Origin of the sequence: Ligilactobacillus pabuli (genome assembly GCF_022836475.1) — a bacterium.
GTDB lineage: Bacteria > Bacillota > Bacilli > Lactobacillales > Lactobacillaceae > Ligilactobacillus > Ligilactobacillus pabuli.
Window position 1 is genome coordinate 36019 of sequence record NZ_BQXH01000001.1, and the last position, 15091, is coordinate 51109.

Consider the following 15091-nt stretch of genomic DNA (forward strand, 5'->3'; position numbering starts at 1 on the left):
AAGACTGAGAATTTAGATACATTCAATTCAATACATTTGAACTTGCTAACCATCTATGCAACAATAAAAGCAATAGATTAGTAGCTGGAGCAACTGGCTACATTAGGAGAGGTTAACATGGCAAATAATAATGAATTTGTTTTATCTGATCATGATACTGCAACTACGACAGTCGTGCAGGCAGTCGTTAATAAAAGTCGCTATCTTCAAACGCTGCATCAAGCGTTAGAGGAACAAGATGATCGGTTAGTATACCAATTGATTAATTCTGAAAAATATGCACAAGAAATCCAACAAGCACGACATATTTCTGCCGACCCAAGTAATGAGGCGCTGGTGGTGGATTTACATAACCAGCTAAGTGCATTCTTGAGTCAAAAGCTAATTAACTTTTTACACAAAAATTATCCGTTTTTTTATTTTGAAGAAATTGGTGAAGGCCAATATCAATTTTTCTTTGGAAATTGGTGGGGACGGCGTTTATTTGGCACGCTTGATGTTTTAAATGTGAGTTTTAATTTTGATAGTAGTGAGTATCGTAAATTAGCACGGACCTTTGAACTGGATCATCAACAAAAACGATTAAATACTGATCAAATTCAAAAAATTTCGCTGGAAAACGATGAACTGCAAGAATTGATCGATACTCAGGACCAAAGAGATCAACAAAAAGCAGAGTTAAGGGCCAAAATTAAACAAATTTCTCAAGAAAAGGTAATGCCTTGGGAAGCAAATCGGCAAAAAGAAGAAAAGCAAGCATTGATCGATCAGTTAACTAAACTGACTGAAACTGATGAGTTATCGAACAACGCCTACCAAGAAATTCGGCAAAATGAAAATAAAATCCTAGAATTGTCTAAGGAAGATACTTTATTAAGTTATGAAAAACAAAGTATTGTAGCCAAATTTGGTGATTTTAAAAATTTTGAAGAGCAAAATGAAATTCTCTATCGAGATTATATTGCACATTTAATTGCTACCAGAGGGCAGGTGAATGCTGATGAATAATACAACAGAAAATCCAACAGTTATTTTCCAACCCGATGGAACAGTTGAAACGGTTGTAGTCGATCAAGCTATTAGTACAACCACACGGTTACAAAATTTTAATGGTGAACTTAAGTCAAGTTTGCAAAATGGATTAGAATTTACTGCTCTTTTGGACCAGTTAATTCAAACCAATGATCCGCATGAACTATTAGATGCCGTGACACAGCTAATTGATTACCGTTTAAATTCCGATTTTTTAATTTTCCCGCAACAATATAGTGAAGCTGATTTTTATTTGATTTTCCTGAGTAGATTATTGCAACAGCATCAGAATAATCAGCTAATTTTACAATCTAGTGATCGTCATCATGAACTATATCATGAATTTCCAGGGATCAATGCTGCTGGATATTTTACTTTCCAAATTGATGCACAAAATGCTGGTGGGGCATATTATGTTGAACGGCAGTCACAAGCACGGTTATTTTATGTGAACTTTTCGAAACATATTTTAAAATTTAATGCTACGGCAGTTACTTCTTTATTGGTAGTCGATTACCAGAAAAAATTTGTTTATCCAACAGTTAAGAAGTTTGTCTTATTGTTAATTAAAATTGGCCACCTATTTAAAGAAGATTTTGGTTTCGATGTTGATTTTAATATTTTGGATCAATCAAATTCAGCAATGTATCCAGTCATTAAGGCCGATTTACCAGCCGAATCACTAGATAAGCTGTTCGTCGTTGCATCTAAGGCAGGACACATGTTAAAGGCTGGCGTTAATGGCGAAGCTATCTTAGAGCTAAAGCCAGGCTTGATAGTTACTTTTGGTGATGAGGCTCAGTTAGGAATGACTGAACAAGAACAATGGGTCATCAATGTTAATGATTCTGATGAAGAGCTATCCTGGTTTGATTTACTATTTAACTATGACTTTATTCGTGATTGGTATTTAGATAATTTGAATTTACTTGAAATTAAAGTTGATCCCAGGTATTTTGATTAGAGGACAAAGTAGTGAAAGTTAATGAAATGAGTATTGCGGCTCGTAATTCTCGAGCCAAATCATATTTAAAACTGACTAATTTTTCAGAAAAAGAGCGACAAGCTGCCTTATTTGCTGATTTAACAATTTCGTTAAGCGAGGTTTTGGTCGCTAGTCAAGGTGAAAACCAAGATATTCTCTTAGATAAATATTGTCAGACAGCCGGGCGCTTTTTATTAGTTGCTAGCAGCCAGAATGTGATGGATCGTTTTTTGATTTCTGATGAACAAATTGCGCAGATTCAAAATAAATGGCAAACTAAGTCTTATAATGTCATGTACTTAATTTTGGAACAACAAGTGCAGAATGCTTATTTTAAACATCAGGTCGATGACCTGGTCCACGCATGGCATATGTTTTTAAAGCTTGGCTTGGTGGATCTGAATTTATCAGAATCAACAATTGAAAAACACTTTTTTAAGGCTTATGAGATAGAACCACTGTAATGATAGTTTTAATTAAACTCATCCTAGTTGGGGTGAGTTTTTGTTTTCATTACAATTTAGTTGATAAAAATTATTGAATTTTGTTTGACATAATATTAGAACTTAGCTTATAATAATACTTGTATTGGTTCGGTAGCTCAGCTGGATAGAGCATCCGCCTTCTAAGCGGATTGTCGAGAGTTCGAATCTCTCCCGAATCATAATAAACAACTTTAAATATAGCTCAACCACGTAGAAACACTGTTAAATCGGTGTTTCTATTTTTTTATTAAAGGCAAATAAAGGTAATTAATGGGGGATTTAAATTCGTTGCACTTTTTTATCAACAAAATTCGACCTGGATCAATTGTTAAACTGGCTATTTTTCGTGCAGAAATTATGGATTGTTCCCCAGTAAATAAGTAGATGAAGTTTTTACGGTGGATGAAGAGTGTTTAACATGGTACAAGTAATTATAGAGAGTTTTTTATATAGTAATAGGATATTGGCCGATGCTTAAGTTGATATTGGATGGGGATAATGTCTAGAAAAAACAGAAAAATTAACAAATTCGAATAAAGTTGTTGACTCAGACCGTTAATTTTGCTAACATATGTACGTTGTATTTGTGCATGTCACAACTACAACCGCACGTTTTAAGTTTAAGCATCCAGTTTTTGGATCACTACATTACGGCGAGTCTAAGTCAAATACAAGGAGGTGCACATAGATGTACGCAATTATTAAAACAGGCGGTAAGCAATATAAAGTTGAAGCTGGTGACGCAATTTACGTTGAAAAGTTGGCTGCTAACGCAGGTGACAAGGTTACATTTGACGAAGTTGTTTTAGTTGGCGGTGAAAAGACTGTCATTGGAACACCAGTTGTTGATGGTGCTAGTGTTACTGGTACTGTTGAAAAACAAGGTCGAGAAAAAAAGGTTGTTACTTTCAAGTACAAGCCTAAGAAGCATTCTCATACAAAACAAGGCCATCGTCAACCATATACAAAGGTTGTTATCGATGCTATCAACGCCTAACAAGTTGAAGGAGTTGCATGTTAAATGATCAAAACCCATTTTTTATCAGAGAATGATATTGTTTGCGGTTATTTGCTTCAGGGACATGCTGATTCTGGAGAGTATGGCTATGATATTGTCTGTGCTGCAGTTTCTGTTTTAGCAATCAATACCGTGAATAGTTTGGAGCAATTAGCGCTTGTGCAACCACAAGTCGTTTCAGACGATGAAAATGGCGGTTATCTTAAGGTAACTTTAAGCCAGGCTGATGCTAAAAAACCGGCTGCTCAATTATTATTAAATAGTTTTGAGCTGGGGATTCGTAGTATTATTGATAATTATCAAGAATATATAACTATAGAAGATTAATAAACAACTAGGAGGTGCTCGTGTTATGTTAATGAATTTACAGTTCTTCTCCCATCATAAAGGGGGCGGTTCGACTTCTAACGGTCGTGACTCAAAAGCTAAGCGTTTGGGTGCAAAACGTGCCGATGGTCAAACTGTCACAAGTGGTTCAATTTTGTACCGTCAACGTGGTACACATATCTACCCAGGTATGAACGTTAAGATCGGTGGCGACGACACATTGTTTGCTACTTCAGCCGGTGTTGTTAAATTTGAACGTAAGGGCCGTAACAAGAGACAAGTTTCGGTTTATCCTACAGCAGAATAATTAACCAAGCTGTTAATACCGGGATTCCATTTTGGGGTCCTGGTTTTTTTATTTTTTCAATAAAAAATATAATAGTGATATTTTCGTTACTGATATTATGTGTTGAGTTAAGCTTTCTGTTATACTTAAATGGTAACAAAAAATGAAAGGCCTGATATAATGTCCGATGTTAGATTAGAAAAATTACGCACAAAATTTCTTGAAAGCAAAATCGATGGTTTCTTAGTCACTGATCCGTTAAATATCTATTACTTGAGCGGTTTTACTGGTGATGAAGGCTTGCTGTTAATTACTTCCACAGACAAGTATTTAATTACAGATTCTCGGTTTGAAGAACAGATTAAAGTTGAGAATCCTGATTGGAATGCTGTAATCACGAGAGAATATTTAAAAGCTGCTTGTGATATCGCAGCTAAACAGCATCTTGACGCAATCGGTTTTGAAGATAATTTGGATTATGCGTCTTATGATCTGTTAGATGAGACATCAGTTGCTGATATCGTTCCTTTTAGCGGCTTTGTTGAAGAATTACGTGCAATTAAAGACGATGAAGAAATTGCACTGATCAAAAAGAGCTGTGCGTTAGCTGATGATGGTTTTAAATTTGTAATTGATAATTTAAAAGAAGGACAATCAGAGCTTGATCTTGCTAATGATCTAGATTATTTCATGAAAAAGCATGGCGCTTCAGCCCAATCATTTGAAACGATTGCTGCCAGTGGTGAGCATACAACTTGGCCACATGGGACAGCAACTTCGCGTAAAATAGTTCAGGGCGACCTAATTGCATTAGACTATGGTTACTTTGTGGATGGCTATACTTCAGATGTTACCCGGACGTTTAGCCTAGGGCAGCAAAGCCAAGAGGTTAAAGATATTTATCAATTAGTGCTTGAAGCACAACAGGCTACGATCGAAGCTGTTAAAGCTGGTGTGACTGGTGCTCAGTTAGACCATACCGGTCGTTCGATCATTGAAAAAGCTGGTTATGGTAAATACTTTAATCATGGTATGGGACATGGTATCGGTTTAGATATTCATGAACTGCCCAATGTCGGTCAACGCTTTAATGATGTGATGCAAGCTGGTGAAATTATTACCATCGAACCAGGAATTTATGTTCCGGGTGTTGGTGGAATTAGAATCGAAGATGATTTGTTAGTGACTCCAACCGGTTCCGAAGTTTTGACCAAGTGTAACAAGAATTATCTCGAACTTTAGTTTCTCAGGCTAAGTTACTAAAAGTATCAGTGGTCAGTAAAGAATATGTAACTATCGTTATTTTTAGTAAGGCCTTGCTTGACAAAGGGCGAATTTCACGTAAAAATAAGAAGATAAGACTTTTAAAAATTAGCTTCGGAAGATAAGGGCACAAAGCCAAGGAGGATTTTATAAAATGATTTCAGTAAATAACTTTAAGACTGGTTTAACAGTCGAAATTGATGGTGGATTATGGCGTGTGATTGAATTTCAGCATGTTAAGCCAGGTAAGGGTTCTGCTTTTGTTCGTTCTAAGCTAAAGAACTTACGGACAGGTGCGATCCAAGAAAAAACTTTCCGTGGCGGTGAAAAAATTAACCAGGCACAGATCGACCGCAAGAAAATGCAATACTTGTATGCTGATGGCACCAACCATGTTTTCATGGATACAACAACATACGAACAATTAGAATTACCTGCAGAACGAATTGAAGATGAATTGAAGTTCTTGAAGGAAAACACAATTGTTAGTGTGATCATGTATGGTACAGAAACACTCGGAGTTGAATTACCAAATACTGTAGATTTGGTTGTTTCTGCAACTGAACCTGGTATTAAAGGTGACACAGCTTCAGGTGGTTCTAAACCAGCTACAATGGAAACTGGTTTAGTTGTGCAAGTTCCATTCTTCGTTAACGAAGGTGACACCTTGACAATTAATACAGTTGATGGCACATACATTTCCCGTGCCTAATTTGACTAAGGAGGTTTAGTCGTGTCTGAAGAAAACAATCTTGTTTTAAATAGCAGTCAACCGAGCCTTGGGGAAATTAAAATCGCACCTGAAGTTGTGGAAGTGATCATTGGGATCGCTGCAAGCCAGGTTGAAGGTGTCTACTCAATGCATGGTTCGATCGCAAATAGTTTTTCTAAGTTATTTGGTCGGCAAGACCGCAAACAGGGAGTTAAGTTAGCCGCTGCACAAAACGAATTAAAAGTTGATATCAATGTCTTCTTAAATTACGGTGTTTCTGTGCCTAAAGTTGCTGCCGCAATTCAAGATAAGGTTGCCCAACAGGTCTTGTTTATGACTGGTTTAAATTTAGCCTCAGTCGATGTGCACGTTCAAGGCGTTGTCCCTGAAAAGATTGAAGCAACAGTAGACCCAAATAACATTTTTGGAGAAGAAAAAGAGGACAAAAAGTAATATGGCAATAAAAAGGCAAAAAATACGTCAGGCTGCTTTTCAAGCTTTATTTGCATTACAAAGCAATTTAGATGCGAATCCAGTCGACGTTTGTCAACAAATTGCACAAGAGGAACTTGAATTAGAAGAAGCTCCTGAGTACATGCGAGTTTTGGTTAATGGTGTGACTGAACACCAAAAGGAACTTGACACTTTGTTGGCAGCTCATCTGAGTTCAAAATGGTCCTTGGATCGATTGAATAAGACTGATTTGTTAATTTTAAGATTAGCCGCATTTGAAATTAAGTATGAAGATGAGGTTCCAAATCGAGTTGCGCTCAACGAAGCTTTGGAACTTGCTAAGGTATTTAGCGATGATCAATCACGTCGTTTTATTAACGGTGTGTTGTCCAACCTAATTTAGGTTGATCAAAAAGTCTGAGTGGTAATGATAACCGCTGCAGGCTTTTTTTGATGAAATAAGTTTGGTGTCTGCAAAACAATTAACGCTAGAATTTTAAAATGCTGAGAGTTGCATTAGTTTTGTGCAAGTCAATGTGATAAAATTAAACTAATATTATCAACGGACGATCCAAACAGTGATTTTACATAGAGACAAGAATTGAGTCAAATTAGTAGTGAAAAAAGAACGTTCAGTGATAACTAGTCATTACTTTTTTGACAGCTGTTGACTAGAATGTGAAGACAGACTTGTTTGCTTGATTGTTTGCGCTTGAAGTGGAATACTGGCCATCATAAAATATGGAATTTATCAGGAGGAGATTGAAAACGTGACGACAGATAAATACTTAACCGTTACGGCCTTGAGTCGTTATTTACACAAAAAGTTTACCGTTGATCCTTATTTACAAAGAGTTTTCTTAACTGGTGAAATTTCAAATTTCCGCTTACGTCCTAGACACCAGTACTTTAGTTTAAAAGATGACCACGCTAAAATTAGTGCTGTCATGTTTCAATCCAACTTTAAACGAGTCAAGTTTACTCCGGAAGAAGGAATGAAGGTTTTAGTTGTAGGGAGAATTGATTTATATGAGCCAAACGGAACATATCAAATCAATATTGAAAGTATGCAGCCTGACGGGGTTGGTGCTTTATATGAAGCCTATGAACAATTAAAAAAGAAACTGACAGCAGAAGGCTTATTTTCGGTTGAAAAAAAGTCGTTACCCCGCTTTCCTAAGAAGATTGCAGTAATTACTAGTCCATCGGGTGCAGTCATTCGTGATATTATTACCACCGTTCGCCGTCGTTATCCAATCGCACAAATCGTTTTATTTCCAGCAGTTGTTCAGGGAGATCAAGCGGCTGATTCGTTAGTAGGACGTCTGAAAGAGGTTAGTTTGCATCATGATTTTGATACGTTGATCATCGGACGTGGTGGTGGGTCAATTGAAGACCTATGGCCTTTTAACGAAGAAAAAGTAGCTCGTGCGATTTTTGCTTTAGATATCCCAGTGATTTCTTCAGTTGGTCATGAAACGGATACAACAATTGCGGATCTAGTAGCCGACTTACGTGCGCCCACTCCAACGGCAGCGGCTGAACTGGCAACTCCAGTGTTAACCGATGAGATTTTAAAAATTACGCAGCAACGGTTACGATTATTACAAGCAGTCAAAATGATTATTCAACGTGATCAGCAATTGGTCCAACGACAAACAGGTTCATATATCTTTAAAACCCCAGCTCGCTTGTATGAAGGCTATTTACAAAAGTTGGATTTCTTAAATACAAAATTACTGGCAGAATTTCGCCAGCAATTGTCTGACAAACAGAGAAGATATTTACAGGCCAACGGTCGCTTAAAAACCAGTGACCCACGCCCACAAATCAAATATGCCAAAGCAACTGTGCTAAATGAGCATAAGTTATTAGTTAAGAGCATGTCCCAGTATTTGGTTAAGCGCCAGAATCTTTTAGCGCAAACGACGGCACAGTTAAATGCCTTAAGTCCGTTATCAATTATGGGACGTGGGTATTCATATGTTAGTCAAACTGGCAAGATTATGCGCACTGTACATGATCTACACGTCGATGATGAAATTGAGATCCATCTAGCCGATGGTGTGGCAAAAGCTCAAGTAACAGCGTTAAAGGAGGAAAAAACGAATGAATGATGAACAAGTTCAGCCAACATTCGAAGAGAATTTAGCTGATTTAGAAAAAATCGTAAATAAATTAGAACAAGGTGAAACTCCACTTGAAGAAGCTCTAGCTTCATTTCAAGAGGGAGTTAAGTTAAGTCAAAAATTGCAAACTACTCTGGAAAATGCCGAAAAAACGTTAGCTAAAGTGATTGATGAAAATGGCGACGAACAATTATTTGAGCAAGGACAAGATAATCATGAGTAAGAAGACATTGAAGCAACTCCAAGAGGTTGAAGTTCATGAATTAAACCAATGTTTAGCTGACGAAATTTCTGCCATGCAGGCGCAACAGACATTAAAGGATGCGATGTTGTATTCGGTCGAAGCTGGGGGCAAACGAATTCGCCCACTGATTATTTTAGCGACCTGTGCTAGTTTTGAACGTGAAATCGATGCAAGTGTGTTTGCAGTTGCGGGGAGCTTAGAATTTATTCATACTTATTCGTTGATCCATGATGATTTACCAGAGATGGATAATGATGATCTGCGGCGTGGAAAACCAACCAATCACAAGGTTTATGGACAAGCGTTAGCGGTGTTAGCTGGCGATGGACTATTAACAGCAGCCTTTGAATGGTTAGCACAGGCAGGATTGCCCGCTGAAAAAAATGTAGCTTTATTGGCTGAATTGGCACATGCTGCTGGGCCGCAGGGGATGGTTGATGGTCAGGCTCGTGACATTGAAGGTGAACACCAACAATTGACCTTGCCGCAGCTGCAAGTGTTGCACGCTGGTAAAACCGGTGCCTTGATCCGTTATGCTTTTATTGCCGGGGCACAATTATCGGCTGCTTCTTCTCAACAAGAAGAAATTTTAAGTGATTTTGGCGCGAAATATGGGTTAGCCTTTCAGATTTATGATGATATTTTAGACGTTACTTCTACCGAAGAAGAGATGGGAAAAGCTGTCCATAAAGATGAGGCGGAAAATAAAAATACTTATCCAACTTTGCTGGGATTAACTGGAGCTCAAGACAAGTTAACTGAAGTTTTAAGTCAGGCACGAGCAGATTTAACACAGTTAGCAGCAACGGGAATTAAGTGTGATTTGTTTGAAGAATTGTTAGGATATTTTAAAATATAAGGTAAAGATAATGAAAAAAGAACGTATTGATGTGTTATTAGTACAACAAGGCTTGTTTGAAAGTCGAGAACAAGCCAAAAGAGCTGTCATGGCTGGTGAAATTTTAGGTGAAAATGAAGAACGCCTAGATAAACCCGGCATGAAAATTGACCCAGAGATCCACTTGCATTTTAAAGGGACCAAGATGCCTTATGTGAGCCGAGGCGGGTTAAAATTAGCTAAAGCTTTAAAAGTTTTTAAGATTAATTTAAGAGATCGAGCAGTTTTAGATATCGGATCATCTACTGGCGGTTTTACTGATGTTGCCTTGCAAAATCATGCCCGCTTGAGTTATGCCCTAGATGTGGGGACCAACCAATTGGTCTGGAAGCTGCGCCAAGATGAACGGGTCGTGGTAATGGAAAATACGAATTTCCGTTACAGTAAGTTAGCTGATTTTACCAAAGGTCAGCCTAACTTTGCTTCAATTGACGTTTCGTTTATCTCATTACGGCTAATTTTGCCGACTTTACATGAAATTTTGCAAACAGGTCAGGATGTAGTTGCTTTGATCAAACCGCAATTTGAAGCCGGTAGAGAAAAGGTTGGTAAACATGGGATCGTGCGTGAAGAACAAACGCATTTAGAAGTTCTAAACGATGTTTTGGGCTTTGCTTTAGAAAATGGGTATGATGTCAGTGGCCTTGATTTTTCTCCCATCACAGGCGGGTCAGGCAACATTGAATTTATTGCCCATTTAGTGGCTTGTCCAGCTGGACAAAAAGGACAAAACTTGTTAAAAGTTACTCCTGAAGCCGTGGTTAAACAAGCACATCAGACACTATTACAACAGTCTTAGTTAATGCAACTAAGCAAAAATTTTCGAAGTGTGAGGTAAAAACTACATGAGGAAACAAGAGCGTCATAAATTACTGAAACAATTATTAGTGGAAAATATTATTTACCGGCAAGAAGATTTAGTAAATTTATTAACTGAGCGAGGAATTGAAGTTACTCAAGCAACTATTTCTCGAGATATCAAGCAGTTACAATTAGTTAAGGTCCCTTTGAGTAATGGCAGCTACCGGTATACTTTACCATCAGAAAAAGAAGTAGATGCATCCGTAAAGCTAGCTAAAACGATCCAAGATGCCTATATTGATTCTGATGTCCATCATGAGATGTGTATGCTAAAAGTTCAACCTGGTAATGGACCGACTGTGTCAAGTTTAATTGATCAGATGCAGTATTCTGAAATTTTTGCATGCATCAGTGATGATGATACAGTAATTATTTTCAATCGTTCAGAAAAAGACGCACTACAAATGCATGAAAAAATTATGCAAATGATAGATGCTAAAAAACAAAGTAGAAGGTAGTACTTCTGCTATACATAAAATGTTGTTGGAGGTGGAAGCTTTTGTTAAGTAGTTTGACGATTAAAGATTTTGCGATTATTGATAAAATTCAAATTGACTTTCAACCAAAAATGACGGTTTTAACTGGGGAAACGGGTGCTGGTAAGTCGATTGTGATCGATGCTTTAGGTTTGCTCGCGGGTGGACGCGGATCAAGCGACTTTATTCGCAAGGATCGTAAAAAGGCGTTGTTACAGGCATTATTTGTTTTACCGGAAGGTGCTAAAGCTTATCAGATTTTAGATGAGATCGGGATCACTTATGATGATAGCGGCTTGGTGTTACAGCGAGAACTCTATCGGAATGGACATAATATTTGCCGGGTGAACGGGGAACTAGTTAATTTAACCAACATGCGTCGAATTGGTGAGACTTTGATCGATATTCATGGACAAAATGAGCATCAGGAGTTGATGCGTCCAGAACAACATTTAGTTTTATTGGATAGTTTTGCACAACAAAAAATCGGTAAATTAAAGGCTCAGTATCAACAAAGCTTTCATGAATATCGTCGACAAAAAGCAGCATTAGATAAAAAAGAAAAAAATGAAAAAGAGTGGGCACAACGGTTGGATATGCTGCAATTTCAAGTTGATGAAATTGAAACAGCACAACTTAAGGTTGGAGAAGAAGACCAACTCAGTGAAGAAAAAGAACAACTTGATAATTATCAGACTATTCATGATGCGCTCGAAAATAGTTACCAACTCTTAGCGGGAGAAGATATCGATGTCTTAGGGCAAATTGGCAGCATTATGGAAAAAATGCAGCATGTGGCTGGTTTATCACAAGAACTCGGTCAAATTAGTCAACATGTTGATGATGCATATTATAGCCTGGCAGATTCTGTGCATGATATTTCTAACCAACTGGCTACCATGGAATGGGATGAGAATCGTCTCGATGTGATCGAACATCGCTTGGAAGAGATTCATCAGCTAAAACGGAAGTATGGCAATTCGATCCCAGAGATTCTAGACTATTACCAAAAAATTAATGTTGAATTAAAGGATATGCAGCAAACTGATGCAGATTCTGACGAATTACAACAAGCGTTAGACGAGTCATATCAGGCTTGTCAACGACTAGGTGAAAAGTTATCAGCCGAACGTCAGAAAGCTGCGGTTCAGCTCGAAAAGGCAGTTCATAAGGAGCTAAAGGCTCTATATATGGAGAAGGCAGTTTTTTCTGTAAAATTTTTGAATAACCTTGAAAAGGCTTTGGCTAGTGATGGAATCGACCAAGTCGAGTTTTATATCCAAACTAATCCGGGCGAATCGATGGGGCCATTGGCTCGAATTGCTTCTGGTGGAGAATTGTCACGGATCATGCTGGCACTTAAAACTATTTTTGCTCAAAGGCAAGGTGTGACGAGCATTATCTTTGATGAAGTGGATACAGGAGTCAGTGGGCGTGTGGCGCAAGCTATTGCAGAAAAAATCAGTTTGATTGCACAAAGTTCACAGGTTTTGTGTATTACCCATTTACCTCAGGTTGCTGCTGTGAGTGACCACCATTATTTAGTAGCAAAAAAAGTGCAAAAGGGACGGACAGAAACGAATGTTAAACCTTTAGCTGCCCCGGCGCGAATCGAAGAGTTGGCTCGCATGCTGGCTGGTACAGAAATCACTGATTTAGCTCGAGAACATGCGGCTGAATTATTGAAAATGGGACATTCGAAAAAATGATCACAAAAAAAAACAAGCAACTGTCAAACAGACAGTGCTTGTTTTTTAACTAATGAAATTACGATAGAGACCAACAACTTTACCTAAAACAGTGACGGAATCCAAAATGATTGGCTCCATCGTATCGTTTTCTGGTTGTAAACGGAAATAGCCGTCTTCTTTAAAGAATCTTTTACAGGTTGCTTCGTTTTCATCCGTCATTGCAATGATGATATCACCGTTATCTGCGGACCGTTGTTGTCTAACAATGACTTCGTCGCCATCCAAGATACCAACGTTAATCATACTTTCACCACGAATGGTTAACATAAATAAGTCTTGTGCAGAATCATAGTTAGGAGGTAGCGGGAAGTAGTCAGTGGTTTCTTGGACCGTTAAAATCGGATTACCTGCAGTGACAGTACCCAATACTGGAATCTGACTTGCCGTTTCATTAATTCCTAAAGCTTCTTTACCAGCTGTAGTTATTTCTAATGCACGTGGTTTAGTAGGATCTTTGTGTAAATAACCACGTCGTTCTAACCGTGCGATGTGTCCATGAACAGTAGAAGTTGAAGAAAGGTTGACAGCTTCGCCGATTTCACGAACTGTTGGCGGATAACCTTTCTCATGTACACATTCGTAGATGAATTTTAACACGGAGATCTGTCGTTCTTCGATCACTTTGGACATCACGAACACCTCATTCATTTTTTATAGTTTAAGCTTAGCATAAACAACTGTAAATTTCAAACGAATGTTCGGATAAAAAGCTTGAGTTTTTTGGAATAATTGTTTATGATTAGCAGTATTGAACTCTAAAGTGCAAACTTTTAAGTGAAAAGGGGTAATGGAATGGATAATGGAATTCCACAAAATTTAATCGATCGAATTAATGAGTTGGCAAAAAAGAAAAAGGCGACTGGTTTAACTGTTAAAGAACAAGAAGAACAAAAAAGACTACGTGCCACATATTTAAGTATGTTTCGTGAAAACTTCCGCAGTCAAGTTGAAATGCTGCAAGTTTATGATAAAGACGGTAAGGAAGTTACACCTGACAAAGTTAAAAATATTCAGAGAAAACGCGGTTTAAGAGACGACTAGTTAAGTAATGGAACGTTTTTTGTAAGGAGTTATGGGGTATTTTAGCATGCCCCCTTTATTTTTAGCTTGCAATTGTGTAAACTTAACTAAGTAAGCAAAAGTTAAGGAAGGGAGTAGTTGATGATGTCTACACCAGTTTGGATTTTTATCGTCATCATCGCATTGATTTTAGGACTTGTTGGCGGCTTTTTCGCAGCCCGCAAGTATATGGAGAGCTATTTACAAAAGAATCCACCGATCAATGAACAGATGTTAAGACAAATGATGTTACAGATGGGTCAAAAGCCTTCAGAAAAGAAACTAAACCAAATGATGACAGCAATGAAAGCTAATTACGGTAAGAAAAAGTAAGATTAGTTGTCAAACAAAAAAGCCGGGTGCTCACCCGACTTTTTGTTTACCCTCATTTATTTGAATGTTTGGAAACATCGATATATTTAAAATCTGGGTCGATTTGTTGATCTAATTTTTCAAATGATTGTTCCATTTGATTTAGCAATTGATTTTGGTATTCATCAGTCATTTTGGTTTTACGATCAACATAGATTGGATCACCAAAGGCAATTGTGACACGTTTACGAGTAAACAATTGTTTAAAGCTGAGTGGTCCTTGATAAACAGTTGGTACGATTGGGACTCCTGCTAATTTGGCAATCAAGGTCACGCCGCCTTTCATTTCTTCTGAATGACGAGTTCCTGATGGAAACATAATCAAAGAAAGTTCCCGCTTGCGTAACCATTTAACGGGCGTTTTGATGGCAGAAGGGCCAGGGTGCTCACGATCAACTGCAAAAGCGTTGGCATGTTCTAAAATATAGCGCAAAATTGGATTAGTAAATAGCTCTTTCTTCGCCATAAAACAGAATTGTTTTGGAGCAGCGGCTAATGCAAAGTAAATCATGTCAAACCAAGTGCGATGCGGGCCAACTAAAATATAGTTTCCCTCAGGTAGTTTTTCTTTGTTAAGGTAACGGTGATTACCGTTAATAATAGCGACGACGACTCGCGCTACTACACGAATAAATGAGTAGAACATCTTAGTGACATTCCTTTCCAAAAATATTAGTATTAAGAATAGTATTGCATATGTACGATACTTGTTGCAAGTTTTGATGAGAGAAAGTGTTGTA

General features: G+C 37.8%; 20 protein-coding genes, 1 tRNA gene and 1 other annotated feature. Of the genes, 19 read left to right on the forward strand and 2 right to left on the reverse strand.

Annotated elements, in window-relative coordinates:
• Positions 1-117: 117 nt before the first annotated feature.
• The 17 genes from LPAF129_RS00160 to recN all read left to right on the forward strand — a co-directional run bounded on the left by LPAF129_RS00160 (position 118) and on the right by recN (position 12878).
• Positions 118-1008: an exonuclease SbcC gene (locus LPAF129_RS00160; protein WP_244053787.1), complete on the forward strand. Its 891-nt coding sequence runs from the start codon at positions 118-120 to the stop codon at positions 1006-1008.
• On the forward strand, positions 1001-1996 hold the full coding sequence (locus LPAF129_RS00165; RefSeq protein ID WP_244053789.1) for a hypothetical protein: 996 nt from the start codon (positions 1001-1003) through the stop codon (positions 1994-1996). Before LPAF129_RS00160 ends, LPAF129_RS00165 begins: the two co-directional genes overlap by 8 nt.
• Positions 1997-2007: 11 nt before the next feature.
• A complete protein-coding gene (locus LPAF129_RS00170; protein ID WP_244053790.1) occupies positions 2008-2481 on the forward strand; it encodes a hypothetical protein in 474 nt (157 codons plus the stop codon).
• 126 nt (positions 2482-2607) lie between these two features.
• A tRNA-Arg gene (locus tag LPAF129_RS00175) sits at positions 2608-2681 on the forward strand.
• 414 nt (positions 2682-3095) lie between these two features.
• Positions 3096-3173: a sequence feature (ribosomal protein L21 leader region), on the forward strand.
• A 17-nt stretch (positions 3174-3190) separates the two neighbouring features.
• Complete coding sequence (gene rplU / locus LPAF129_RS00180; protein ID WP_244053792.1) at positions 3191-3499, forward strand: 50S ribosomal protein L21; 309 nt, start codon at positions 3191-3193, stop codon at positions 3497-3499.
• Between the two features lie 24 nt (positions 3500-3523).
• Positions 3524-3847 carry a ribosomal-processing cysteine protease Prp gene (locus LPAF129_RS00185; RefSeq protein ID WP_244053794.1) on the forward strand — a complete coding sequence of 108 codons (324 nt, stop codon included), beginning with the start codon at positions 3524-3526 and terminating at the stop codon, positions 3845-3847.
• A 25-nt stretch (positions 3848-3872) separates the two neighbouring features.
• Positions 3873-4154, forward strand: a complete 282-nt coding sequence (rpmA, locus tag LPAF129_RS00190; protein ID WP_244053797.1) for a 50S ribosomal protein L27 — start codon at positions 3873-3875, stop codon at positions 4152-4154.
• Between the two features lie 159 nt (positions 4155-4313).
• Entirely contained in the window at positions 4314-5375 is a 1062-nt protein-coding gene (locus tag LPAF129_RS00195) for a M24 family metallopeptidase (protein ID WP_244053799.1), read from the forward strand.
• A 175-nt stretch (positions 5376-5550) separates the two neighbouring features.
• Positions 5551-6108 (forward strand): elongation factor P, encoded by a 558-nt coding sequence (efp, locus tag LPAF129_RS00200; RefSeq protein WP_244053802.1) that lies wholly within the window; start codon positions 5551-5553, stop codon positions 6106-6108.
• A gap of 21 nt (positions 6109-6129) precedes the next feature.
• Positions 6130-6561: an Asp23/Gls24 family envelope stress response protein gene (locus LPAF129_RS00205; RefSeq protein WP_244053804.1), complete on the forward strand. Its 432-nt coding sequence runs from the start codon at positions 6130-6132 to the stop codon at positions 6559-6561.
• Between the two features lies 1 nt (position 6562).
• The gene (gene nusB, locus LPAF129_RS00210) at positions 6563-6964 is read left to right on the forward strand and encodes a transcription antitermination factor NusB (protein WP_244053806.1); all 402 of its coding nucleotides are present in this window, start codon (positions 6563-6565) and stop codon (positions 6962-6964) included.
• Positions 6965-7331: 367 nt separating this feature from the next.
• On the forward strand, positions 7332-8678 hold the full coding sequence (xseA, locus tag LPAF129_RS00215; RefSeq protein WP_244053810.1) for an exodeoxyribonuclease VII large subunit: 1347 nt from the start codon (positions 7332-7334) through the stop codon (positions 8676-8678).
• On the forward strand, positions 8671-8913 hold the full coding sequence (locus LPAF129_RS00220) for an exodeoxyribonuclease VII small subunit (protein ID WP_244053813.1): 243 nt from the start codon (positions 8671-8673) through the stop codon (positions 8911-8913). The genes xseA and LPAF129_RS00220 overlap by 8 nt, the downstream gene beginning before the upstream one ends.
• Positions 8906-9793: a polyprenyl synthetase family protein gene (locus LPAF129_RS00225; RefSeq protein ID WP_244053816.1), complete on the forward strand. Its 888-nt coding sequence runs from the start codon at positions 8906-8908 to the stop codon at positions 9791-9793. Before LPAF129_RS00220 ends, LPAF129_RS00225 begins: the two co-directional genes overlap by 8 nt.
• A 10-nt stretch (positions 9794-9803) precedes the next feature.
• Positions 9804-10631, forward strand: a complete 828-nt coding sequence (locus LPAF129_RS00230) for a TlyA family RNA methyltransferase (protein ID WP_244053817.1) — start codon at positions 9804-9806, stop codon at positions 10629-10631.
• 46 nt (positions 10632-10677) lie between these two features.
• Entirely contained in the window at positions 10678-11151 is a 474-nt protein-coding gene (locus LPAF129_RS00235; protein WP_244053820.1) for an arginine repressor, read from the forward strand.
• A gap of 41 nt (positions 11152-11192) precedes the next feature.
• A complete protein-coding gene (gene recN, locus LPAF129_RS00240) occupies positions 11193-12878 on the forward strand; it encodes a DNA repair protein RecN (RefSeq protein ID WP_244053822.1) in 1686 nt (561 codons plus the stop codon).
• A gap of 45 nt (positions 12879-12923) precedes the next feature.
• Here recN and lexA read toward each other — a convergent pair whose 3' ends face one another.
• On the reverse strand, positions 12924-13550 hold the full coding sequence (gene lexA / locus LPAF129_RS00245; RefSeq protein WP_244053824.1) for a transcriptional repressor LexA: 627 nt from the start codon (positions 13548-13550) through the stop codon (positions 12924-12926).
• 162 nt (positions 13551-13712) lie between these two features.
• On the opposite strand from lexA, the gene LPAF129_RS00250 reads away from it, so the two are divergent.
• Positions 13713-13961, forward strand: coding sequence for a DUF896 domain-containing protein (locus LPAF129_RS00250; RefSeq protein ID WP_244053826.1), 249 nt, complete (start codon positions 13713-13715; stop codon positions 13959-13961).
• A gap of 123 nt (positions 13962-14084) precedes the next feature.
• The gene (locus LPAF129_RS00255) at positions 14085-14312 is read left to right on the forward strand and encodes a YneF family protein (RefSeq protein ID WP_244053828.1); all 228 of its coding nucleotides are present in this window, start codon (positions 14085-14087) and stop codon (positions 14310-14312) included.
• A 52-nt stretch (positions 14313-14364) separates the two neighbouring features.
• Here the strand turns inward: LPAF129_RS00255 and LPAF129_RS00260 are convergent, their stop codons facing one another.
• Complete coding sequence (locus LPAF129_RS00260; RefSeq protein ID WP_244053830.1) at positions 14365-14997, reverse strand: lysophospholipid acyltransferase family protein; 633 nt, start codon at positions 14995-14997, stop codon at positions 14365-14367.
• Positions 14998-15091 lie beyond the last annotated feature (94 nt).